The sequence below is a fragment of the Nonomuraea sp. NPDC002799 genome, assembly GCF_053592075.1.
Genome location: NZ_JBSFVA010000009.1, coordinates 40820 through 63524, shown reverse-complemented (window position 1 = coordinate 63524; position 22705 = coordinate 40820). Strand labels below are relative to the sequence as shown.

The window sequence follows — 22705 nt, the reverse complement described above, 5'->3', positions numbered from 1 at the left end:
GGTCTCGTCAAGGCCCGCCGCATTACGGTCGGGTTACGCGGATTCTTCGCCGATCTCCCGCGGGCGGGCCCTTGACGTGGGGTCCCGGGCAGTCCTTAACTGGTCGCGAATCGCCGTTGTTAACGCTCACTTCCTTGTTAACGCTAACAACCCTTGAGGAGCCCCCCACTCATGTCGCGAATCGCCTTATCGGCCCTGCTCCTGGCGGGGTCACTGGTCGCCATGCCGGCCGCCACGGCGGCGGCGGCGGATCCCATCCCCGAAGGCGCCGTCGTCGACCAGTTCGACGGCACCACCCTCGGCGAGAAGTGGACGGTGCTCTCGCCCGACGACTCCCGCTGGTCGTTGTCAGGCGGCGCGCTCAACCTGGACACGCTCGCCGGCGACACCCACCAGGCCACCAACACCGCCAGGAACCTCTTCTTCGTGGACATCCCCGACGGAGACTTCGAGGTGGTCACCAAGCTCAGCGCGCCGGTCACGCTCGACTACCAGAGCGCCGGCCTGCTCGCCTGGCAGGACTGGGACAACTACGTGCGCGCCGGTCTGGCCCACGTCGGGTTCGCCGGGGGGCCGGTGATCGAGACGGCGACCGAGGTGGGGGCCGCGTTCAGCTCGGGCTTCGCGGCCCGGCCGGGGTCGGCCGGCGAGATCCTCAAGCTGGCGCGGACCGGCGACGAGTTCGTCTCCTCCTACTGGGACGGCTCGGCCTGGGTGCGGGCCTCCGCGATGACCGCGAGCATCGACGTCAAGCAGCTCGGGCTGTTCGGGCTCTCGGCGCAGAACGGCACCTCCATGCGGGCGAGCTTCGACTACATCGCGATCAAGGCGAGCGAGGGCGCGGCGGTGGTCCCGGAGGGGCCGTTCACGTTGCGGGCGGGGGCGCTGCCGTACCTGTCGGCCGATGCGTCGGGGGCGCTGCGGGCCTCGGCGAAGGCGTCGATGACCAGCCTCGCCCTCACGGCGGCCGTGAGCGGCGACGGCGTGACACTGAAGGACGTCGCGACGGGCAGAGCGGTGGGAGTCTCCGGCGGCAAGGTGCGCCTGGGCGGGACCGCGTCGGTCTTCCAGATCAAGGACGCCGGCGGCGGCAAGGTCACGCTCGCCTCCGGCGGCCAGTACGTGGCGATCGGCGACGGCAGGCTGGTCATGGGGCCGGAGCCGGCCACGTTCCGGATCGAGGGCTACACCTCGGGCGAGCTGACCGTGGACACCAAGGCCAAGGGCACCAAGGTCAGCCCCGACCTGTACGGCGTGTTCTACGAGGACATCAACCACGCCGCGGACGGCGGCCTCTACGCCGAGCTGGTGCAGAACCGCTCGTTCGAGTTCAACGCCACCGACAACAGCGCCTACACCGGGCTGACCGCGTGGAGCGAGGACGAGCGCGGCGGCACCGCCACGCTGGCGGTCACCGGCGAGGAGCCGCTGAACGCCGCCAACCGCAACTACCTGCGCCTGGACGTGACCGGCGACGGCACGGCCGGGGTGCGCAACGCCGGCTTCAACCGCGGCCTGCCGCTGAAGGCGGGCGAACGGTACGACCTGACGCTGTGGGCCAGGCGCTCGGCCGCGGGCCCGCTGACCGTCACCGCGGAGGACGGCACGACGGTGCTCGGCCGGGCGACGTTGCGGGTCAAGGCCGGCGGCTGGGCGAAGTACCGGGCCTCGTTCACCGCCTCGGGCAGCACGGACGCCGGGCGGCTGGTCGTGCAGGCCCCGGCCGGGCGGACCGACCTGGACATGGTCTCCCTGTTCCCGCGTGACACCTACAAGGGACACGGCCTGCGGACGGACCTGGCCACGATGATCGCCGACCTGAAGCCGCGTTTCCTGCGGTTCCCCGGCGGCTGCGTGACGAACGTCGGCACCTACGACCCCTACGCGGAGACCCAGGAGCGGCGGCGCATCTACCAGTGGAAGGAGACGCTGGGCCCGGTCGAGTCCCGTCCCACGAACGCCAACTTCTGGGGATACAACCAGACGTACGGCCTGGGCTACTACGAGTACTTCCAGTTCGCCGAGGACGTCGGCGCCGAGGCGCTGCCGGTGTTGTCGGTGGGCGTGAACGGCTGCGGCGAGAACCGCCCGCTGACCGACGAGGCCGAACTGGCCAGGTGGGTGCGGGACACCCTCGACCTGATCGAGTTCGCCAACGGGCCGGTGACGTCGGAGTGGGGGAAGAAGCGGGCGGCGCTCGGGCATCCGAAGCCGTTCGGGCTGGAGTACATCGGGCTCGGCAACGAGGAGATCTATCCCGAGTTCTTCACGAACTATCCGAAGTTCGCGGACGCGATCAGAGCCGAGCATCCGGCCATCAAGATCATCAGCAACTCGGGGCAGACGTCGCAGGGCTCCTGGTTCGACCGGATGTGGCAGTTCGCCCGCGATCAGCGGGCCGACCTGGTCGACGAGCACTACTACAACAACCCCGACTGGTTCCTGGCCAACAACCACCGCTACGACTCCTATGACCGCGGCGGGCCCAAGGTGTTCGTGGGCGAGTACGCCTCCCGGGGCAACACCCTGTACAACGCGCTGTCGGAGGCGTCGTACATGACGGGTCTTGAGCGCAACTCCGACGTCGTCGAGCTGGCCTCCTACGCGCCGCTGCTGTCCAACGTGGACTACGTGAACTGGACGCCCGACCTCATCTGGTTCGACAACGACCAGGCGTACGGCTCCCCCAGCTACCACGTGCAGCGCCTGTTCTCCACGAAGGTCGGCGACCGGGTGCTGCCGAGCACGTTCGAGGGCGAGGTCAAGCCCGTCGAGGACATCTCGGGCGGCGTCGGGCTCGGCGCGTGGAACACGGCGGTCACCTACGACGACGTGTCGGTCACGGCGGCGGACGGGACCGACCTGCTGTCCGACGACTTCTCGGCGGGCGCCGGCCGGTGGACCCCCGGCCAGGGCACCTGGGCGGTCCAGGACGGGGTGTACGCGCAGACGGCCCAGGTCGAGAACGCCACGTCCACGGCGGGCTCGGCCGACTGGTCGAACTACACGATCGAGGTGACCGCCCGCAAGACCGCGGGGGCGGAGGGCTTCCTGGTGATGTTCGGCGTGCGGGACACCGGCACCTACTACTGGTGGAACGTCGGCGGCTGGAACAACACCCAGTCCGCCATCGAGAAGGCCGTCAACGGCGGCAAGTCCTCGATCGCCACCTCCGCCACCACCGTCGAGACCGGCCGCGACTACCGGCTCAAGGTCGAGGTCAGCGGCCGCAAGATCACGACCTGGCTGGACGGGCAGCAGGTCAACGCGTTCGTGGACAGCGCCGTGGTCGAGCCGCTCTACCAGGTGGTGTCCAGGGACGGGAAGTCCGTGACGCTCAAGGTCGTCAACGCGCAGGACACCGCCGTGCGCGGCAGCGTGGACCTGGGCTCCGCCCGCGTCCGCCCGTCCGCCACGGTGACCTCGCTGACCGGCTCGCCGTCCGACACGAACACCGTCTCCGAGCCGGACAAGGTCGCGCCGGTGGAGCAGCGGATGAACGGGTTCGCCTCGGCCTTCACCTACGACTTCCCGGCGAACTCCGTCACCTTCCTGGAGCTCACCGAACGTTGATCACCCGATAGTGGGTGGTCATCCGCCCGCCGCCGTCGAGGACGTGGAACGCGATCGACGGCGGCAGGTCGTAGTCGGTGCAGGTGCCGAACGTGGTCCCGCCCTCCCACGGCAACGTCAGAGTGGACACCACCCCCGGCCCCACCAGCAGCGGCCGGCCGGCGAACGTCGTCGCGGCGGCCGTGTGGGCATGCCCCACCAGCACGGCCGGCACGTTCGGATGCGCGGCGACCAGCTCCTCCAGGCGCTCGTGCCGGTGCAGCCGGATGCCGTCGATCAGCGGGCTGTGCAGGAGCACCGGCGGATGGTGGAAGGCCACGAACACCGGCAGGTCGCTCTCCGCCAGCACGCCTTCGAGCCAGGTGAGCGTCTCGTCCTCCAGGTGGCCGGCGTTCTCGCCGGGGATGGAGGAGTCGCACATCGCGTAGACCGCCTTGGCGGTGCGGAGCACCTGGTTGACCGGGCCGGGCGCCGGGTCCTCGCCCAGCAGGCTCCTGCGGAACTCCGCGCGCACGTCGTGGTTGCCGGGGCCGACCAGGACGGGGTGGCGCGAGGTGAGCAGCTTGCGGGCCTGCTCGTACTCCTCGGCGAGCCCGTGGTCGGCGATGTCCCCGGTGACGAGCACGGCGTCGAGGTCGCCGGGCAGCGCGTCCAGGTAACGCATGACGGCGTCCGCCCGGTCGATGCTCCGGGCCGTGGCGCCGATGTGGATGTCGCTCAGGTGCGCGATCACGATCATGATGAGGTCCTTCCGCGTTCGTCGAGCCCACCCACGGTACGCCGGGACGGCGGCACGGAGGTGTGCGCGCCCGGCGGAACTCGGCCACCCCGCCGGTCGTTGACCGGGGTGAGCGCATGACGGCGGAGGAGGGGCCATGGGCTGGCACTACAGGAAATCGATCAAGGTGGGGCCGTTCCGGATCAACCTGTCCCGGCACGGCGTGGGCCACAGTTTCGGCAACCGGCGGTTCCACGTCTCGACCACGCCTGACGGGAGCCGCCATGTGACCGTGCGCCTGCCCGGCGGATTCCAGGTCGGCAAGACGTTCGGGTCACGCCGCCATCATCGGCACTACTGAATCCGATAGATCGCGCCATCCTTGGGTAGCTGATTGCTCTGGCGATCTCCCTGGAGGAATGTGATGGGCTGGAGCTATCGAAAGTCGATCAAAGCCGGCCCGCTCCGGCTGAACCTTTCCCGGCGCGGTGTGGGACACAGCTGGGGCAACCGGCTGTTCCGGGTGACGAAGACGGCGGATGGCCGCCGTACGCTGTCGGTCAACCTTCCCGGTGGCTTCCACTGGCGCAAGACCCTCGGCGGTCGCTGACCGCTTGAGATAGAACGGGCCGGAGGCGAAAGCCTCCGGCCCGTCCCCTTTCCCCGGGCTGCCCAGGGCGACAGAGTGGTCGGATGAGCCCTCATATGAGCCCTGAGGAGTTCCGCCACCACGGCAAGCAGGTCATCGACTGGATCGCGGACTACCTCGCCGGCATCGAGTCCCATCCCGTGATGTCGCAGGTGAAACCGGGCGAGATCCGCGACGCGCTGCCGTCGCGGGCGCCCGAGCGGGGCGAGCCGTTCGAGGCGGTGCTGGCGGACCTGGAGCGCGTGCTGCTGCCCGGCGTCACCCACTGGCAACATCCGAGCTTCTTCGCCTACTTCCCGTCCAACGCCAGCGGCCCCGCCATCCTCGGGGACCTGCTGTCCAGCGGGCTCGGCGTCCAGGGGATGTTATGGGTGACCAGCCCCGCCTGCACCGAGCTGGAGACCGTGGTGGTCGACTGGCTGGCCGGTCTGCTGGACCTGCCGGCCCGCTTCCGGACCGACGCGGCGGGCGGCGGCGTCATCCAGGACTCCTCGTCGAGCGCCTGCCTGGTCGCCCTGCTGGCCGCGCTGCACCGGGCCGGCGCCGAGGGGATCACCCGCCGGTACACGATGTACGTCTCGTCCCAGACGCACTCGTCGCTGGAGAAGGCGGCGCGCATCGCGGGGCTGGGGGCGGCGGGCGTACGGACGGTGGACGTCGATCCTCGTACGCTCGCGATGGACCCCGGCCACCTGCGCGCGCTGCTGGCCGAGGACACGGCGGCGGGCGCCGTGCCCGTCATGGTGTGCGCCACCGTGGGCACCACCTCGACCACCGCCGTCGACCCCGTCGCCGCGATCGGCGAAGTCTGCCGCGAGCACGGGGTCTGGCTGCACGTGGACGCCGCCTACGCGGGCGTCGCCGCGGTCTGCCCCGAGTTCCGCTGGCTGAACGACGGCGTGGCCGAGCACGCCGACTCCTACGCCACCAACCCGCACAAATGGCTCCTGACCACCTTCGACTGCACCGTGCTCTGGACCGCCGACCGCGCCCCGCTGCTCGGCGCGCTGTCGATCCTGCCCGAGTTCCTGCGGAACTCCGCCACCTCGTCCGGCTCCGTCATCGACTACCGGGACTGGCAGGTGCCGCTCGGCCGCCGCTTCAGGGCGCTGAAGTTGTGGACGGTGATCCGCTGGTACGGCGCGGAAGGGCTGCGCGCGCACATCCGCAAGGGTGTCGGGCTCGCGCAGGACCTGGCCGCGTGGATCGCCGCGGACCCCGCCTTCGAGGTACGCGAGCCGCATCCGCTCGGGCTCGTGTGCTTCCGCCCGAAGTGGTCGGGGTTGTCCCCTGAGGGGGCGGATCGGGCCACGCTGCGGCTGATGGAGCTGCTCAACGCCAGCGGGTCCATGTACCTGACGCACACCAGGGTCGATGACCGGGTGGTGTTGCGGATGGCCGTCGGGGGCGTGGCGACGGAGGGGCGGCATGTGGAGCAGGCCTGGGAGCAGATCCGCTGGGAACACGCGGCCCTGTCCGCGACCCTGCCCGGCCGCTAGGGGCGGTAGCGCGCGGTGAGCTCGGCGCCGATCCTGGCCAGCTCCTCCCGCACCTCGACCGGCGCCAGCACCTCCACCCGGGCGCCCCATCCGGCCAGTTGCTCGGCGATCGACAGCGCCGTATGAGCGGCCACCCGCACCCTGACCCGCCCGTCCTCGATGCCGCCCCCACCCTCCGCGCCCCCACCCTCCGCGCTGCCACCCTCCGTGCCGTCGCTCGCCGCGCCACCTCCCGCCGCGCCGTCGCCCTCCAGTTCGCAGTGCCGGCCGAAGTGGGTGCGCAGCACCGGCAGGAACCTCGGCTCGATGAGCACGGTCGCGGAGACCAGCGAGCGCCGCCGTTCCATCTCGTCCACGACCCCGGCCCACACCTGTGACAACTCGAAGCCGCCGGGCCGTTCGAAGGGCTGCTCCGTGACCTCCGCCTCGATGATGCGCTCCACCCGGAACGTGCGCTGCCCCCGTTCGGTCCCGGCCACGAGATACCAGATGTCGTCCTTGTCCACGAGCCCCCAGGGGTCGACCAGCCGCCGGGTGCGCTCGCCGGGGCGGCCCTCGTACACGAGGGTGACCCTGCGCCGGCGTACGGTGGCGTCCTGCAGCAGCCGCACCAGCTCGGGCCGCTCAGGATCGCGCGCTCCCCACCCGGCGGGATCGATCACCACGGCGTCGGCGGCCGCCTCGGCGTCGGCCCGGAACGTCTGAGGCAGGGCCCGCACCAGCTTCCGCAGCGCGGACCTCACCTCGGGCGCCGCGCCGGACGCCGCACCCGACGCAGCGCCCACCGCTGGGCCCACCAGCAGGAACAGCGCGCGGGCCTCGTTCGCGGTGAGCCCGCTGAGGTCGGTCCGCGCGCCGCCCACCAGCGACCAGCCACCACCCCGTCCCGCCTGCGGATACACCGGTATGCCCGCCGCGGACAGCGCTTCGAGGTCGCGGCGCGCGGTGGCCACGGAGACCTCAAGCTCCTTGGCCAGCTCGGCCGCCGTCACCTGGCCCCGGGACTGCATGAGCAACAGCGCGGCCACAAGACGATCGGCTCTCATGAGGCGATTGTCCCCGCATAAGTGCTCATTCAGTGAGCACTTCAACCAGCGGAATCGCCGCCAGAACAGAAAGGCCGCTTCCGGTCATCGGAAGCGGCCTGTCAGAATTGTTTGTGGAGCTATGGGGATTCGAACCCCAGACCTCCTCCATGCCATGGAGGCGCGCTACCAACTGCGCCATAGCCCCTTGCGATCACCAAGTGTATCGGAGTCCGGGAGCCCTTGTGTCACACCGCGGACCCTGTGATACGTCTATGGGTTCATGTCGACCTTTGAGGAGCATCGGAGCCTGCTGGTCGGGGTCGCCTACCGGATTCTCGGCAGCGTCGCCGACTCGGAGGACGTCGTCCAGGAGGCGTGGCTGCGCTGGTCGACGGTGGACGAGGCGGGTGTCACGGATCCGAAGGCGTACCTGATCAGGGTGACCTCGCGGCTGGCGATCGATCGGCTGCGGTGGGCGAAGTCGCGGCGGGAGTCGTACATGGGACCGTGGCTGCCCGAGCCGATCAGCACCGCGCCCGACCTCGCCGAGCACGCCGCGCTGGCCGACTCGGTGGAGATGGCGCTGCTGGTGGTGCTGGAGACGTTGTCGCCGCTGGAGCGGGCCGTGTTCGTGTTACGGGAGGCGTTCGACCTGCCGTTCGCCGAGATCGCGGAGGTCATCGGGCGGGCCGAGCCGGCGACCAGGCAGCTCGCGCGCCGGGCCAGGGAGCACGTGCAGGAGAAGCGGCCGCGGTTCGACGTGGACAGGGGCGAGCGGCGGCGGATCACTGAGCGGTTCGTCAACGCCTCCGCGAACGGGGATCTCGATGGGCTGATCGAGTTGTTCGCCGGCGAGGTGACGATGGTGAGCGACGGCGGCGGCAAGGCCAGGGCCGCGCTGCGGGAGATCACCGGGGCCGCCAACGTGAGCCGCTATCTGGTGTCGCTCAATACGCCGCTGAACATCGGGCGGTTCATGGCTTCGATCGGTCTGGCGGAAATTTCGGATCTGTCGATCGGGATGGCCGTGGTCAACAACGCTCCGGCGATGGTCCTGTCCGTGGAAGGACGGGTGGTCACCGTGGTGACGCTGCTGATCGCGAACGGCAAGATCGAGACGATCTATCTCATCGCCAACCCGGAGAAGATCGCGCATCTCACCCCCTGAGCCGCCGGACCGCTCAAGCCACCGGAGCCACCGGACCGCCGGATGCGAGCGGACCGCCCGATACAGGCGGGGCGGCGGCTCCGGGGATGTCGTCAGGCGGTGCGGCGGCTGGGGATGCCGGCCTCGTGCACCAGCGCGGGCAGGTTCACCCCGGCCCCCCGCAGGATCCCGGCGGCGCCGTTGGCGGGGTCGGCGAGCAGGCCCCACAGCAGCCGCTCCCCCGTGACGGGCCCGGGCCGCCACATCGCCACCTCGATCACCTTCCTGGCGTGCATGGCCAGCGGGATCTCCCCCAGCGGCCCGTACAGGACGACCCGCAGCGGCCGGATCCGCGAGCGGCGCAGGCTCCACAGGCCGGGGACGCCGGCGCCGGGCAGGGTGCGGCGGCGCACCTGGTCGAGGTCGATGCCCAGCGTGGCGAGCAGCGACCGCGCGTCGGGGACGTCCACCCGGGCGCGTACGTCGGCCTCGGAGGCGGTGAACGACGACAACGCGAAGGGCCGCACCTCGGCCAGCCCCAGCAACAGCAGATCGGCGTCCAGCGCGGGCCGCCCGGCGTCGAGCGCGCGGATCCCCGCCGCGACCACGGCCCGCCGGGCGCCTTCGGTGAATCTGGCGAACACGCGCTACCTCCCCGTCCTTCGAGCGTGCTTACGATGCGCGGACTGCCGCCGAACCCCCAGCGCGTCGGCGATCTGCTCCCACGACCACCCTTGCGCGCGGGCGTTAGAGACGTGCACCGCCTCCAGCTCCTCCAGCAGCGCCCTGAGCGCGGCCACGGCCCCGAGCCCCACGCCGGGGTCGCGGTCGGCGGCCGCCTCGGCCAGTTCGGTGACTTCCATGGCGTCAGCATGTGCTGACAAGCACCCGCTTGTCAACATCTGCTGACACAGTTCAGGGCGAGCCGCAGCTCGTGCGCATGGTGAGGGCCGCGTCCTCCGGCACGAGCTCGACCTCCACCAGGCCCAGCTCCGCCGTGTTCGCCACGTGGGTGCCGCCGCACGGGATGGCGGCCTCGCCCTCCGGCAGCGCGCAGTGCCACATGCGGCGGGCCGTCAGCCCCGGCCCCGGTACCTCCAGCCGGACCGGCGCACCGGCCGCCACCCACGCCGCCAGCCGGTCGTTGACCTCCCGCGCGACCACCGGCCAGTCGAGCCCTTCCGCGCTGAACCCCTTCTTGCGCAGCGACTTGCCCAGCCGGTAGACGTCCACGCTGCCGCGCGGCTCGATCCGGGAGGAGGTGATCGCCGCCTGATCGAAGTCGGGATGACCGAGCTGATCGGACGGCGCCTCCTTGCGCCACCGGCCGGCCAGGGCGGCGTTGAGGGCCAGCGCCGCCAGATGACAGGCGGTGTGGCCCGCCGAGAGCGCCGTGCGGAACGCGGCGTCCACGTCGAGGTCCACCTCGGCCCCCACCGGCAGCGGCGCCTCGGTCACGTGGACGACCAGCCACTCCCAGCCCTCGGTCCCGCGCCGCACCGGAACGGCGTCGCCGAGGAAGACCTCGCCGGAGTTCGACTGTGCCCCTGTCACGCAGTCGACGACCGGCAGGCCCCCGATGGCGCCCCGGTCGGCGGGCTGGTCGGGCCAGGTGTGGTCGAGGGGATGGAACGGCGTCTCGGCGACGACGAGACCATGCCGGTCCCCCACCGGCACGGCCCCGACGATCGGGGAACGACCGCGCACGCGGCCGTCGGGGAAGGTGACTACGGTGGATCTCACCCGGCCATTGTCTCGTCTTCCAGGAAACGCTCACGGCCGGCGTACAGGCCGGTGAAGAGCTGCACGGCCAGCACCACGAAGATCAGCGTGTACGGCAGCGCCCACCCGCCGGTCATCTCGTGCAGCACGCCGACCAGCAGCGGCCCGGCCCCGGCGATGAGATAGCCGGCGCTCTGCCCGAACGCCGACAGCGCGGCCGTGGACTCGGCCGTGCGGGTGCGCAGCGCCAGCATCATCAGCGCCAGCGGGAACGACCCCATCCCCACGGCCACGAACACGATCCAGACCATCGCCAGCGAAAGGGGCCCCGCCCAGAGCCCGAGGAAGCCGACCGCGTAGAACGCGACGAGCCCGACCACCACGGGACGCTGGTCGCGGAAGCGGGAGGCGACGATGGGCACCAGGATGGAGACGGGGATGTTCAGCGCGGTGAAGACGCCGAGCACCAGCCCGGCCTGCCCGGTGGTGAAACCCCCGTCGGTCAGGATCGTGGCGAGCCAGCCGAACATGATGTAGGCGATCATCGACTGGGTGCCGAAGTAGACCGCCACCATCCAGGCCAGCTTGCTCCTGACGAGCCCGCGCAGGCCCATGCCCCGGCCCGCCGTCTCCCGCTCCGGCTCACTGCGCAGCAGCGCAAGCCACGGAATGGCGGCGACGGCGGCCAGGGCCGCCCACACGCCGAGCGCGATGTGCCAGTCGCCTGACGCGCGCTCGATGGGCACGGTCGCGGCGGCGGCCAGCATGGTGCCGGTCGCCAGCGCCGTGGTGTAGACGGTGGTCATGATCCCGGTGCGGGCCGGGAAGTGACGCTTGATCAGCGTCGGGATGAGCACGTTGCCGACGGCGCCGCCGGACAGCGCGACCGCGCTGCTCAGCAGGAACACCGGCGCCGATCCGACCAGCGACCGGACCAGCAGCCCGGTGCCCAGCGTGACGAGCGCCAGCAGCACCAGCCGGTGCTCGCCGATCCGCCTGGACAACGTCGGCGTGATCGCGCCGACGCCGGCGAAGGCCAGCACGGGTAGCGTGGTGAGCAGGCCGGTGCCGACGCTCGACATGCCGAGCCCGGCGGCGAGCTGGTCGAGCAGCGGGCCGACGCTGGTGACGGCGGTGCGCAGGTTCAGCGCGGCGAGAACGATTCCCAGCACGAGAAGCCAGGCGAGAGGCGCGGTCCTGCGTCCGGTACCGGCGGTCCGGGACCCTTGGGCGAGCACGCTCATGCTGGGGTGGTCCTCCACTCATCAAATCATGGGATGAATCACCACCCTAACAGGACCGAAACAAGGATTTATTCCTGCACTTCGCGCCCGAGCGAAAGCCCTCGGCCATCGCGGCCGAGGGCTTTCGCTTCCGCTCACAGGACGGGACTGGGGCCCTCCGGGGGGTCGCTACGCGGGGGAACCGGTCCGGGCGGGGGAAGCGTCGCGCCGGGGCCGGGGTCGTTCCCGCCGATCGTGCCGGGCGGCACGTTCCTGGCGCTGTCGCCGTAGGTGGAGCCATGCTCGTGCCGGCCCCGGGTGCTCTGGTCTTCGGGATCGCGCCGGAGCCCGCCGTCGGCGGGGCGCTGCGGCGCGCCTTCGGTGTCGTGCTGGTGCGCGCCTTCGGCGTCGTGCTGGTGCGCGCCTTCGGTGTCGTGCTGGTGCGGGCCGGGCACCTCGCCGCGCCAGCCGCCCGTCTCGCCGCCGCGCGACTCGATGAACTGCTTGAACCGCTTCATGTCGCCGACGACACGCATGCGGACGATCTGCAGCCAGTCGCCCGCGGTCTCGAGGAGGCCCTCGGGGTCGTACTCCATCTGGAGGGTGACCCGGGTCGTCTCCGCGTCGATGCGGTGGAAGGTCACCACACCCGCCTGGTGCGGCCTGTCGGTGGTGCGCCAGGCCACGCGCTCGTCCGGATGCTGCTCGGTGATCTCCGCCTCGAACTCGCGCCTGACTCCGGCGATCTCGGCAACCCAGGCGGTACGCGTGTCACCTAGCTGCTTGACCGACTCCACGCCTTCCATGAATTCGGGGAAGCTCTCGAACTGCGTCCACTGGTTGTAGGCCACCCTGACGGGGACCCTCACGTCTTCTGAGTGCTCGATCGTGCTCATGGGAGGTGCCACTGCCCGGCCCCGCCGGACGTTAACGCCTGCGCAGCAGCCAGTAGAGGCCCACGACGGGCAGCACGAGGGGGATGAACAGGTAACCCTTGCCGTACGCGGACCACACGGTCTCGTCGGGGAAGGCGGCCGGATCGAGCACGCTGAGGGTGCCGACGACGAGCACGCCGGCCAGCTCGATGCCGAGCGCGACCAGCGCGAGGCGGCGCGCCCCACGCCAGAGCGCGACGGTGAGCAGGATGTAGACGAGCGCCGCGAAGGCCGACAACGAGTACGCCAGCGGCGCCTCGCCGAACTTGCCGGCGATCTGGACCGCCGCCCGCGCGCCCGCGGCCAGCGAGAACAGCCCGTAGACGGCGATGAGCGCCCGCCCGGGACCGGCGCCGATCGAGGTGGTCACGCGACCCCCTGCCAGATCTGCAGCAGCCGCGCCGTCATCACCGCGATCGCGAACCCGGCCACGGCCAGGATCGCCGGGCCCCACCGGCTCCGCTCGGCCAGCGCCAGGAACACCCCGGCGGGCGGGATCAGCACCTGACCCCCGATATAGCCGAACAGCGTGCCCTTGCTGCCGGGCCCCGCACCGCCGCTCACCGCCGCGATCACGAAGCCCGCCTGCACCAGCACGGCCAGTTCGAGGAGGGCGAAGCCGACCAGCAGCACCATGCCCATCGGCCGGTTCCGGACGGCTACGACCAGGCTCGCCAGCATCAGCAGCAGCGAGCCGGCGATGACGATCGTGGAGACGGTGGTGTTCATCGGGGGTAAGGCTATCGCCAGGGCCGGTCGCCCCTCGGACGACCTCACCCTGAGGACAACTCGCCCGCGATCCCGTCCAGCATCCAGTTGAGCCCGCGCTCGAAGTTGTCGTCCGCGCCCCGCACGCCGTCCTCGATCAGCGGCGCCAGCCGGGGGAACTCCCCGCCGCCGACCAGCTCCTTGACGTACGGCTCCGCCACGGCCGCCCGCTCGGCGTCGTTGACCCCGTCCCGCCTGGGGACCGCGCGTTCCAGCGACTCCCTGATCACGAACCCGGTCATGTAGTCGTTGAACGCCGCCAGGAACCGCCAGGCCGTCAGCCGGTCGATCCCCAGCCCGTCGAACGCCGACAACTTCTGCTCCACATGCCGCAGCCCGCCCGGCCCCACGGCCACCGGCTGCGAGATCAGCTCGATCCGCCACGGATGGCGGCGCACCAGCTCGCGCTCGCGCCCGGCCAGCAGCAGCAGCGCCTCCCGCCAGCCCGCCGGCAGCGGCTCGTCGACCAGCACCTCGGCGGCGATCTCGTCGAGCATCAGCGCGAGCAGGTCCTCCTTGCGCTCGATGTAGGAGTAGAGCGTCATGGCCCGCGCGCCCAGCTCGGCGGCCACCCGCCGGATCGAGACGGCGGCCAGCCCCTCGGCGTCGGCGATCGCGATGGCCGTCGCCACGATCGCCTCCCGGCTCAGCACGGGGCGGCGGGGCGGCGTCGGACGCGTCCAGATCGAGCTCACCGTCCGATTCTAGACACCGTACGAAAGTGTTACGGTGTACGGCATGCGATACGGCGTACGAAACCCACTCCGGGCCACGGGCCTGGTGGTCCTCCTGGGCGTCGTCATGACGATGCTCGACACCACGATCGTCAACGTCGCGCTCGGCACCCTGGCCCGCGACTTCGGCACGACGCTCGCCACCATGCAGGGCGCGGTCACCGGCTACCTGCTGGCCCTGTCGATGGCGGTCCCCATCACGGGCTGGGCGGCGGGCAGGTTCGGCGGCAGGAACGTCTGGCTGGTCTCGCTCGCGCTCTTCATCGCGGGCTCCGCGCTCAGCGCCGCCGCCTGGTCGGCGGGCAGCCTCGTCGCCTTCCGCGCGGTGCAGGGGCTGGGCGCGGGCCTGCTCCTGCCCGTGGGCCAGATGATGCTGGCCGGGGCGGCGGGCAAGGAGCGGATGGGCCGGGCGATGGCCCTGATCTCCGTGCCCGCGATGCTCGCGCCCGTGCTCGGGCCACCGCTCGGCGGGGTGATCGTGGCGGGGCCGGGCTGGCGGTGGCTCTTCCTGGTGAACGTGCCGATCTGCGCGGTGGCACTGGTGGCCGCGTTCCTGCTGCTGCCCCGCGAGCCCGGCGCGCGGCCGCGGCGCCTCGACGTGCTGGGGCTCGCGCTGCTCTCCCCCGGCCTGGCCGCCGTGGTCTACGGCCTGACCGAGGTGGGCAACGGGGCCTCCCCGCTGCGGCCCGCGCTGTGGGCCGGGCTCGTGCTGCTCGCCGCGTTCGTGCTGCGGGCGCTGCGGGTTCCGGGGGCGCTGGTGGATCTGCGCCTGTTCGGCGATCGGACGTTCGCCGCGGCGGTGGCGGCGCTGGCGTGCTACTCGGCCGCGACGTTCGGCGTCACCGTGCTCGTGCCCCTCCACAGCCAGCTCGTACGGGGCGGGAGCGCGCTGGAGGCGGGGCTGCTGCTGGCCCCGATGGGGATCGGCGCGGCGATCACCATGCCGGTCGCGGGCAAACTCACCGACAGCAGGGGGCCGCGCGGCGTGGGCGCGGCGGGCATCGTGATCGCGGTGGCGGGAGTGGCCGCGTTCGTGGCGTTCGGCGGCCCGGTGCCGATCTTCGTGCTCGGGCTGGGGCACGGGCTCGTGTCGGCGTCGGTGATGGCCGCCGCGTTCAGGACGCTCGCGCCGGCCGCCGTCCCGGGCGCGACCACGCTCGCCACGATCGCGGTACGCGTGGCAGCGCCGCTCGGGGTCGCGCTGCTCACCGTGCTGTTGCAGGCGTTCACCAGGGCCGGTGCGGCGCAGCCGTTCACGTACGCGTTCTGGTGCGCGGCCGTCCTGGCGGCCGGTGCGCTGGTCCCGATCGCACTCATAGGATCGAAGCCGTGGAACGCATCCTCGTCAGCGCCTGCCTGATGGGCCGCAAAGTGCGCTACGACGGCGGCGCCAAGACCAGCTCCGACGCCTGGCTCGCCGCGTGGCGCGCGGAGGGGCGGCTGGTGCCGTTCTGCCCCGAGGTGGAAGGCGGGCTGCGGATCCCCCGGCCGGCCGCCGAGATCGAGGGCGGCGCGGGCGGGGCGGCCGTCCTCGCGGGGGCCGCCCGCGTGCTGGCGGCGGACGGCTCCGACGTGACGGCCGAGTTCCTGGCGGGCGCCCGGTCGGCGCTCGCGGCCGCGCGGGCGGCGGGCATCCGGCTGGCGGTGCTCAAGGAGGGCAGCCCGTCGTGCGGCGCCCTGTCGATCTACGACGGCACGTTCGAGGGCGGCCGGGTCGCCGGGCAGGGTGTGACGACGGCGCTGCTGGAGCGGCACGGAATCCGCGTCTTCAACGAGGACCACGTCTCCCAGGCGGCCGACTACCTCCGGGTCCTGGAGACGTAGAAGGAGCCCGCGAGCCCGGCGGCGAGCACGGCCGCCATCACGCTGTGATACCAGCTCAGCAGCGTGGTCGTCGTGTCAGCCGCCCCCAGCGCCACCGCCAGGATCCCCATCAGCACCCCGGCCAGCGCAGCGGCGTGGGTGTAGAGCAGCCCGTCCCACGCCCACCCCCGGCCGGCCAGCGCCCCGTACGCCCCGGTGAGCAGCGCCGCGCCGCACAACGTCTCCACGATCGCGGCCGACACGATCACGGGCTCGCGCAGCGGGCCGGCCACGACCCCGGCGTGCGCCAGCGCGAACACGACGAAGATCAGCGCGTAGAGCAGCGAGAGCGCGCCCAGAGTACGGCGGAGTGCGTCCATGCCCTCACGGTCGCATCCTGGCGCGCCGGCGCAATCGTCCGCAGGAAGGCGGTGCCGCTACACCGCCGGCGGTAGGGAGCGACTGATCGGGAAATCGAACCGGCCGGAATTCGGGAAACTTTCTCGCCTTCTCAGGAGTCGTACTGATGGGGCGCGCCGGAAAACAGGGGACTCATGGAGTCCCCTCCCCTGCGGCGCGTTAGGGGGCCCGATTTCATTTCGGGAACGGGGAAGGGACTCGACAATGCCTGTCGACCTGAACAACGCACTACCCCTGGCCTGGGACTCGCCCGCGCTCGACGCGGACACCAAGGCCATGCTCGACAATCTCCAGCCGAACATTCTCCGCGCCCACGTGCGCGAGTATCTGTCCGTGCTGTTCGTCCGGTTCAACGACGTGGCCGAGGGCAAGGCGTTCCTGCGTCACGTCGCGACCACCAAGATGAAGTCCGCCCGCAAGCACCTGGAAGAGGTACGCGACTTCGCGGCGAGCCGCCGCCGCGGCACGGCGTACGTGGGCATCGGCATCAGCAAGGCCGGATACCGCGATCTCGGCCACTCGGTCGAGGACGTGCGCAAGTTCGACGACCAGGTGTTCCGCGACGGCATGAAGCGCCGGATCGCCGAGGTCGACGACCCGCCGGTGGACCAGTGGGAGTGGACCTTCCAGCGGGAGATCCACGCCGTCATCCTGATCGGCGACTCCGAGCCCGGCCCGGTCGCCGCGCTGCGCGAGGAGATCCTCGGTGAGCTGCCGGAGAGCGCCAGGCTGCTGGGCGAGGAGATCGGCCAGGGCATGCGCAACCCGGCCGGCGACGGCATCGAGCACTTCGGATACGTCGACGGCCGCAGCCAGCCGCTGTTCGTGAAGGACGAGGTGGACAAGGAGCCGAAAGAGCACTGGGACCCGGCGTTCCCGCTGAGCAACGTCCTGGTGCCCGACCCGTTCTCGCCGAACCCCAAGCGTCACCACGGCAGCTACCTGGTCTTCAGGAAGCTGGAGCAGAACGTGCGGGCCTTCAAGGAGATCGAGGCGGAGCTGGCCGACGACCTCGGCCTGGCCGGCGCCGACCGCGACCGGGCGGGGGCCCTGCTCGTCGGCCGGTTCAAGGACGGCACGCCCGTGACCAGCAAGGCCAAGGCGGGCGGTGGACCGGTGGCCAACGACTTCACCTTCGACGGTGACGACGAGGGCACCAAGTGCCCGTTCTCCGGCCACATCAGGAAGACCAACCCGCGCTCGTTCGGGCGCGAGGTGCTGATGGCCAGGCGCGGGCAGACCTACGGCGAGCGGACCGACCGGCCATGGGACGACGCCCCGCCCGAGGACCGGCCGAGCGGGGAGGTCGGGCTGCTGTTCATGGCGTTCAACGGCAGCCTGCTGAGCCAGTTCGAGTTCACCCAGCAGAGCTGGGCGAACAACGCGAACTTCGAGAACCCGTCGACCGGCCACGATCCGGTCATCGGTCAGGGCGATCGGGACATCAAGGTCACCTTCCCCAAGACCTGGGGCAAGCCTGGACTGTCGGCTCCGCAGGCCCAGGTGACGCAGACGGTCACGATGAAGGGCGGCGAGTACTTCTTCGCGCCGTCCCTGGCCTACCTGCGCAACCTGTAAACCCGGGCGGCACGCCCGCACTGACGCACACCGCCTCGCCGGCGCCCGGGTGGGCGCCGGCGAGGCGGTGTGCCGCCGACCAGGGTTCAGCAGGTGATGACGACCTTGCCGGCGGCGTGCCCCTCCTCCTGATACCTGACGGCGGACGGGATCTCCTCGAACGGGTAGCTCCGGTCGAGCACCGGGGTGACCTTGCCGCTCTCGATGAGCTCGGTCAGCGTGATCAGGTTGCGCCGGTTGTCCTGGCACCTGACCACGTCGGCCCGGGCGATGCGCTGGGAGACGAACGGCCCCGCCGCGATCGTCGCGATCATCCGGCCGATGGGCTTCAGCCACCGGCTGGACGGCCCGCCGACGATGACGTGCACGCCGTCGGCGGTCAGCACCCGGCGGCAGGCCGACCCCGAGCGGCTGCCCGCGCTGTCCACGACCACGTCGTAGCGCTGCCCGGCGCGGGTGAAGTCCTCCTTGGTGTAGTCGACGACCTCGTCCGCGCCGATCGAGCGGACCAGGTCCACGTTCTTGGGGCCGCAGACGCCGGTGACATGTGCGCCGAACGCCTTGGCGAGCTGCACGGCGAACGTCCCCACGCCACCGGAAGCGCCGTTGACCAGCACTCTGTGCCCCGGCCGCACCTGTCCTTCGTCACGCACGGCCAGCAGGGCGGTGTTGGCCGCCATCGGCACCGCGGCCGCCTCCTCGAACGTCAGGTTCGCCGGCTTCGGCGCCAGCTCGGCGGCCGGGACGCAGGCGTACTCGGCGAAGCCGCCCTGCTTGGACATCGCGTACACCTCGTCGCCCGGCCCGAACCCGGTCACCCCCTTGCCCACCGCCTCGACGACGCCGGCGAGGTCGGCGCCGAGGATGGCGATCGAGGGCCTGCGCAGGCCGGGGCCGCCGCTCATCATGCGGGCGACGTACGGCTCGCCTCTCATGAGATGCCAGTCGTAGGGCTGGACGGAGGTGGCGCGTACCCGGACCAGCACCTCGTCGTCGCGGGGGACGGGCTTGGGCAGGTCGGTGAGGTCGAGGGCGCTGGGCGGGCCGTACCTGTGCAGAACGAACGCCTTCATCACAATGTCCTCATCCATGAGGGGAGCGGCTGATGCCATCAGTGTGGGCGTGAGCCGCACCGTCGCTCAACGGGCGAAAGTACGACCTTCGCCCCGGCTGATCGGCCACCCGAGCGGGGCCGTTGTGCCGATGAGCCGTGGCCGGTCAGCTCTTGACGCGCTTGGTCTCGTAGGCCCACATCGCGATCTCGACGCGGTTGCGTACCCCGATCTTGGTCATCAGGCTGGCGATGTGGCTCTTGACGGTGCTGAGCGAGATGTGCAGCTCGTCGGCGATCTCGCTGTTGGTGCGCCCGCGCGCCACGGTGACCAGGATCTCCTCCTCCCGCACCGTCAGCGCCTCGATGGGCTGCGCCGGGCGCGCCGGATGGCCGGCGCCGGCGAAGGCCTCCAGCAGCCGCGCGGTGACGCTGGGCGCGATGAGGGCGTCGCCGCCCGCGGCGGCGCGCACGGCCTGGGCGAGCAGGTCGGGGCCGGCGTCCTTGAGCAGGAAGCCGCGGGCGCCGGCCCGGAGGGCGGCGTAGACGTACTCGTCGAGGTCGAACGTGGTGATGACGACGACGGCGACCGGATCCTCGACGTCCGGCCCGGCCAGGGAGCGGGTGGCCTCGATGCCGTCGAGTCGCGGCATGCGGATGTCGAACAGGCACACGTCGGGGCGCAGGCGCCGGGCGAGCTCGACCGCCCGGCGTCCGTCGCCCGCCTCGCCGATGACCTCGATGCCCGGCTGGGCGTCGAGGATCATCCTCAGCCCGGTGCGGGCGATCTCCTGGTCGTCGGCGACGATCACGCGGATGGTCATGTGGCGGCTCCGGTCCTGGGCAGCACGGCGGTCACGGTCCAGCCCCGGCCCGGATTCGGGCCGGCCTCACAGGTGCCGCCGAGCAGGCCGGCCCGCTCCATCATGCCGAGGAGCCCGTAGCCGGGCGCGGCGACCGGGCGCGCGGCGGTGCTGTCGCCGTCGTCGCTCACCGATAAGCGCACCACCGTGTCGTCGGCGGCGACCCGCACCTCGACGCGGGTGGCGTGGCGGGCGTGCCGCCGGGCGTTGGTCACCGACTCCTGCGCGATGCGGTAGATCGCCGCGCCGAGCGAGGGCGCCAGGTCGTCGAGGTCGCCGATGATCCGCACGTCGACGCTCGGGCCCACGCGGCCCGTGGCGGCGAGCTCTTCGAGATCGGCGATGTGCCGGCCGGGCGTCAGCTCCACGGGCCGGCCGCGGCGCAGGACGCGGACCATGGCCCGCATCTCGGTGAGGGTGCGCGACGCCTCGGCCTCGATCACGCGCAGCGCGTCGGTGGCGGCGTCCGGATGCGTCGCCGCGGTGGCCAGCCCCGCCTGGGCGCGGATGGCCATCGCCGAGACGTGATGGGCGACGGTGTCGTGCAGGTCTCGGGCCAGTTGCTCGCGTTCGAGCAGCTTGACCTGGTCGAGCTCGCGCAGCCGCGCCCTGGCCCGGTAGCGGAACGCCACCGCCAGGGCGATGCCCGTCGACATGACGATCAGCGCGGCGCCCGCGTCGCCCAGCACCAGGTCGTAAAAGGCCAGCGAGAGGCCGACCGCGGCGATCATGGTCGCCAGCCCGATCGCGGCCTCCCGCCCGGACCCCCACCGGAACAGCGCGTAGACCAGGATCAGCAGGAAGGCCTGCGTGTACGTCTCCGTGCGGACGCCGCCCGTCAGCAGCGGCGCCAGGGACGTCGTGCCGAAGACGAGCAGGATCATCTGCAGCGGCCTGGTGCGCCGCCAGAGCAGCGTGGGGATCAGCACGAGGGTGACGGTCACCGAGAGGGCCCGCCACGGAAGGTCCGGCCGCGACACTGCTTCGAGCAGCACGATCGGCACGAGCACACCGGCGAGCGCCCAGTCCCGCCACGACCGGGCCGGTGCGCCGGGGGGACGCGGCTCGTTCCACACGGAGTTGAGAACAGCGCGCACCCTGACATCGTACGAGAGCACGTGCCGCCCCGTACCCGCGAGATCGCGCACCCTAAGATCGATCTTTCGGGGGGAGTCACGAGATGTTGCGAGCGTTCCTGAGGACCGAGGCGGGCAGCACGAGCATGCTGCTGGCCGCCACCGTGCTGGCCCTGCTGTGGGCGAACTCGCCGTGGGCCGGCACCTACGAGACCTTCTGGCACACGCCGATGGGCCTCTCCTTCGCCGACGCCTCCTTCTCCCTGGACCTGCGCCACTGGGTCAACGACGGCCTCATGAGCGTGTTCTTCTTCCTCATCGGGCTCGAAGTCTCCTACGAGGTCCGGCTCGGGCAACTCCGGGACCGGCGGCTGATCGCGGTGCCCGCCGTCGCGGCGCTCGGCGGCATGCTCGTGCCGGCCGCCGTCTACCTGCTGCTCAACGCCGGCGGGCCCGGCGCCGGCGGGTGGGGGGTGCCGATCGCCACCGACACCGCCTTCGTGCTGGGCCTGCTCGCCGTGGTCGGGGCCCGGTGCCCCGATCCGCTGCGGGCGTTCCTGCTGACGCTGGCCATCGTGGACGACGTGCTGGCGATCATCATCATCGCGCTCTTCTACACGGCGAGCCTGTCCGTGCCCGCGCTGGTCATCGCCGCCGTGCTGCTCGCGGCCATCGTGACGCTGCGGTGGCTGAAGATCTGGCGGGCGCCGGCGTACATGCTGCTCGGGTTCGCGCTCTGGGTGGCCACGCTGGAGAGCGGGATCCATCCGACGCTGGTCGGCATCGCGCTCGGCGTCCTGGTGTTCGTCTACGCCCCCACCGACCAGAAGCTGCTGCTCGCCGGGGAGGCCGTGCAGGAGTTCACCAGCGAGCCGAGCGCGCAGGCCGCCAGGGAGGCCACGCGGCGGGTCCAGCGGGCCGTCTCGGTGAACGAGCGGCTGCAACTGCGGCTGCAGCCCTGGAGCGCCTACGTCATCGTGCCGGTGTTCGCCCTGGCCAACGCCGGGGTGCGGCTCGACGGCGAGAGCCTGCGCGCGGCGATCACCTCGCCGGTGTCGATCGGCGTCGCGCTGGGGCTGCTGGCCGGGAAGTTCATCGGCATCTCGCTCGGCACGTGGTTGCCGCTGCGCCTGCGGTGGGGCATCCTGCCGGGCAACCTGGTCTGGGGCCAGCTGCTGGGCGGGGCCGCCGTGTCCGGGATCGGGTTCACGGTGGCACTGTTCATCGTGGAGCTGGCGTTCGACGACCGGGCGATCCAGGAGCAGGCGAAGATCGGCATCCTGGCGGGGTCGCTGATGGCGGCCCTGCTGGGCTGGGTGATCTTCAAGCTGGCCTGGGACCGGGGCGGGGTGTGCGCACCGCCCGACGCCGAGCCCGAGGAGGTGCTGCCCGAGCTGCTGACCGTGCCGGTCGGGCCCGGCGACCACGTGCGGGGGCCCGGCGACGCCAAGGTGACGCTCATCGAGTACGGCGACTTCGAGTGCCCCTACTGCGGCCGTCTCCATCCGGTCCTGGAGGAGCTGCGCAGGAAACATCCGAAGGACCTGCGGGTGGTCTTCCGGCACTTCCCGCTGCGCACCCTGCATCCCCGGGCCGGCTCCGCCGCGCTCGTGTCCGAGGCGGCGGCCGACCAGGGCAAATTCTGGGAGATGCACGACATCCTCTACGACAACCAGCGCTTCCTCACCGACTCCGACCTGGAGCACTACGCCGCCGAGCTGGACGTCGACCCGTGGACGAACCTGCCGGACCACGCCGCCAGGATCGCCCTCGACGAGACCTCGGGCCACGACAGCGGCGTGCGCGGCACCCCGACCCTCTTCCTGAACGGCCGGCGCTACCAGGGCTCCCTGGATGCGAGGTCGATCGAGCGCGCACTGGAGAAGATCCGCGATACCCCGTAACGTCAACTAGTCCC

23 protein-coding genes and 1 tRNA gene are annotated in these 22705 nt (G+C 71.5%); 9 read left to right on the top strand and 15 right to left on the bottom strand.

The genetic code is table 11. The features are described 5' to 3' along the window. Nucleotides 1-171: 171 nt before the first annotated feature. Entirely contained in the window at nucleotides 172-3573 is a 3402-nt protein-coding gene (locus ACWD0F_RS18675) for an alpha-L-arabinofuranosidase C-terminal domain-containing protein (protein WP_449876956.1), read from the top strand. Here ACWD0F_RS18675 and ACWD0F_RS18670 read toward each other — a convergent pair. After that, a complete protein-coding gene (locus ACWD0F_RS18670) occupies nucleotides 3560-4312 on the bottom strand; it encodes a metallophosphoesterase (RefSeq protein ID WP_449876954.1) in 753 nt (250 codons plus the stop codon). The genes ACWD0F_RS18675 and ACWD0F_RS18670 overlap by 14 nt on opposite strands. Before the next feature lie 136 nt (nucleotides 4313-4448). Between ACWD0F_RS18670 and ACWD0F_RS18665 the strand changes: the two genes are divergently transcribed. From ACWD0F_RS18665 to ACWD0F_RS18655, 3 genes are all read left to right on the top strand, one after another. Then, nucleotides 4449-4652: a DUF4236 domain-containing protein gene (locus ACWD0F_RS18665; RefSeq protein WP_449876952.1), complete on the top strand. Its 204-nt coding sequence runs from the start codon at nucleotides 4449-4451 to the stop codon at nucleotides 4650-4652. 63 nt (nucleotides 4653-4715) lie between these two features. Then, nucleotides 4716-4901, top strand: a complete 186-nt coding sequence (locus tag ACWD0F_RS18660; protein WP_449876950.1) for a DUF4236 domain-containing protein — start codon at nucleotides 4716-4718, stop codon at nucleotides 4899-4901. Nucleotides 4902-4996: 95 nt separating this feature from the next. Continuing rightward, nucleotides 4997-6439, top strand: a complete 1443-nt coding sequence (locus ACWD0F_RS18655; RefSeq protein ID WP_449876948.1) for an aminotransferase class I/II-fold pyridoxal phosphate-dependent enzyme — start codon at nucleotides 4997-4999, stop codon at nucleotides 6437-6439. On the opposite strand, the gene ACWD0F_RS18650 is transcribed toward ACWD0F_RS18655, so the two are convergent. Beyond that, nucleotides 6436-7485, bottom strand: a complete 1050-nt coding sequence (locus ACWD0F_RS18650) for a helix-turn-helix transcriptional regulator (RefSeq protein WP_449876946.1) — start codon at nucleotides 7483-7485, stop codon at nucleotides 6436-6438. The genes ACWD0F_RS18655 and ACWD0F_RS18650 overlap by 4 nt on opposite strands. 114 nt (nucleotides 7486-7599) lie before the next feature. Beyond that, nucleotides 7600-7672 (bottom strand) — tRNA-Ala (locus ACWD0F_RS18645). A gap of 75 nt (nucleotides 7673-7747) precedes the next feature. On the opposite strand from ACWD0F_RS18645, the gene sigJ reads away from it, so the two are divergent. Continuing rightward, nucleotides 7748-8635: an RNA polymerase sigma factor SigJ gene (sigJ, locus tag ACWD0F_RS18640; protein ID WP_449876944.1), complete on the top strand. Its 888-nt coding sequence runs from the start codon at nucleotides 7748-7750 to the stop codon at nucleotides 8633-8635. Nucleotides 8636-8727: 92 nt separating this feature from the next. On the opposite strand, the gene ACWD0F_RS18635 is transcribed toward sigJ, so the two are convergent. The 8 genes from ACWD0F_RS18635 to ACWD0F_RS18600 all read right to left on the bottom strand — a co-directional run bounded on the left by ACWD0F_RS18635 (nucleotide 8728) and on the right by ACWD0F_RS18600 (nucleotide 13957). After that, the gene (locus ACWD0F_RS18635) at nucleotides 8728-9258 is read right to left on the bottom strand and encodes a Clp protease N-terminal domain-containing protein (RefSeq protein WP_449876942.1); all 531 of its coding nucleotides are present in this window, start codon (nucleotides 9256-9258) and stop codon (nucleotides 8728-8730) included. Between the two features lie 3 nt (nucleotides 9259-9261). Beyond that, on the bottom strand, nucleotides 9262-9477 hold the full coding sequence (locus tag ACWD0F_RS18630; RefSeq protein ID WP_449876940.1) for an RNA polymerase subunit sigma-70: 216 nt from the start codon (nucleotides 9475-9477) through the stop codon (nucleotides 9262-9264). Between the two features lie 52 nt (nucleotides 9478-9529). After that, nucleotides 9530-10357, bottom strand: a complete 828-nt coding sequence (locus ACWD0F_RS18625; protein ID WP_449876938.1) for a metal-dependent hydrolase — start codon at nucleotides 10355-10357, stop codon at nucleotides 9530-9532. Further along, on the bottom strand, nucleotides 10354-11508 hold the full coding sequence (locus ACWD0F_RS18620; protein WP_449876936.1) for a CynX/NimT family MFS transporter: 1155 nt from the start codon (nucleotides 11506-11508) through the stop codon (nucleotides 10354-10356). The genes ACWD0F_RS18625 and ACWD0F_RS18620 overlap by 4 nt, the downstream gene beginning before the upstream one ends. A gap of 206 nt (nucleotides 11509-11714) precedes the next feature. Further along, the gene (locus ACWD0F_RS18615; protein WP_449876934.1) at nucleotides 11715-12455 is read right to left on the bottom strand and encodes an SRPBCC family protein; all 741 of its coding nucleotides are present in this window, start codon (nucleotides 12453-12455) and stop codon (nucleotides 11715-11717) included. 31 nt (nucleotides 12456-12486) lie between these two features. Continuing rightward, nucleotides 12487-12864, bottom strand: a complete 378-nt coding sequence (locus ACWD0F_RS18610; protein WP_449876932.1) for a hypothetical protein — start codon at nucleotides 12862-12864, stop codon at nucleotides 12487-12489. Next, a complete protein-coding gene (locus ACWD0F_RS18605) occupies nucleotides 12861-13223 on the bottom strand; it encodes a hypothetical protein (protein WP_449876930.1) in 363 nt (120 codons plus the stop codon). Before ACWD0F_RS18605 ends, ACWD0F_RS18610 begins: the two co-directional genes overlap by 4 nt. A 44-nt stretch (nucleotides 13224-13267) precedes the next feature. Continuing rightward, nucleotides 13268-13957 carry a TetR/AcrR family transcriptional regulator C-terminal domain-containing protein gene (locus tag ACWD0F_RS18600; RefSeq protein WP_449876928.1) on the bottom strand — a complete coding sequence of 230 codons (690 nt, stop codon included), beginning with the start codon at nucleotides 13955-13957 and terminating at the stop codon, nucleotides 13268-13270. A 43-nt stretch (nucleotides 13958-14000) separates the two neighbouring features. On the opposite strand from ACWD0F_RS18600, the gene ACWD0F_RS18595 reads away from it, so the two are divergent. Then, nucleotides 14001-15356 (top strand): DHA2 family efflux MFS transporter permease subunit, encoded by a 1356-nt coding sequence (locus tag ACWD0F_RS18595; RefSeq protein ID WP_449876926.1) that lies wholly within the window; start codon nucleotides 14001-14003, stop codon nucleotides 15354-15356. Then, nucleotides 15326-15820: a DUF523 domain-containing protein gene (locus ACWD0F_RS18590; protein ID WP_449876924.1), complete on the top strand. Its 495-nt coding sequence runs from the start codon at nucleotides 15326-15328 to the stop codon at nucleotides 15818-15820. Before ACWD0F_RS18595 ends, ACWD0F_RS18590 begins: the two co-directional genes overlap by 31 nt. On the opposite strand, the gene ACWD0F_RS18585 is transcribed toward ACWD0F_RS18590, so the two are convergent. Next, nucleotides 15796-16179: a hypothetical protein gene (locus tag ACWD0F_RS18585; RefSeq protein WP_449876922.1), complete on the bottom strand. Its 384-nt coding sequence runs from the start codon at nucleotides 16177-16179 to the stop codon at nucleotides 15796-15798. The genes ACWD0F_RS18590 and ACWD0F_RS18585 overlap by 25 nt on opposite strands. A 244-nt stretch (nucleotides 16180-16423) precedes the next feature. Between ACWD0F_RS18585 and ACWD0F_RS18580 the strand changes: the two genes are divergently transcribed. After that, entirely contained in the window at nucleotides 16424-17797 is a 1374-nt protein-coding gene (locus ACWD0F_RS18580; protein WP_449876920.1) for a Dyp-type peroxidase, read from the top strand. Between the two features lie 86 nt (nucleotides 17798-17883). Here the strand turns inward: ACWD0F_RS18580 and ACWD0F_RS18575 are convergent, their stop codons facing one another. The 3 genes from ACWD0F_RS18575 to ACWD0F_RS18565 all read right to left on the bottom strand — a co-directional run bounded on the left by ACWD0F_RS18575 (nucleotide 17884) and on the right by ACWD0F_RS18565 (nucleotide 20808). Then, nucleotides 17884-18870 carry an NAD(P)-dependent alcohol dehydrogenase gene (locus tag ACWD0F_RS18575; protein ID WP_449876918.1) on the bottom strand — a complete coding sequence of 329 codons (987 nt, stop codon included), beginning with the start codon at nucleotides 18868-18870 and terminating at the stop codon, nucleotides 17884-17886. Between the two features lie 145 nt (nucleotides 18871-19015). After that, nucleotides 19016-19672: a response regulator gene (locus tag ACWD0F_RS18570; RefSeq protein WP_449876916.1), complete on the bottom strand. Its 657-nt coding sequence runs from the start codon at nucleotides 19670-19672 to the stop codon at nucleotides 19016-19018. Beyond that, nucleotides 19669-20808: a sensor histidine kinase gene (locus ACWD0F_RS18565; protein ID WP_449876914.1), complete on the bottom strand. Its 1140-nt coding sequence runs from the start codon at nucleotides 20806-20808 to the stop codon at nucleotides 19669-19671. The genes ACWD0F_RS18570 and ACWD0F_RS18565 overlap by 4 nt, the downstream gene beginning before the upstream one ends. 83 nt (nucleotides 20809-20891) lie before the next feature. On the opposite strand from ACWD0F_RS18565, the gene nhaA reads away from it, so the two are divergent. After that, entirely contained in the window at nucleotides 20892-22691 is a 1800-nt protein-coding gene (gene nhaA, locus ACWD0F_RS18560) for a Na+/H+ antiporter NhaA (RefSeq protein WP_449876912.1), read from the top strand. Nucleotides 22692-22705: the final 14 nt, after the last annotated feature.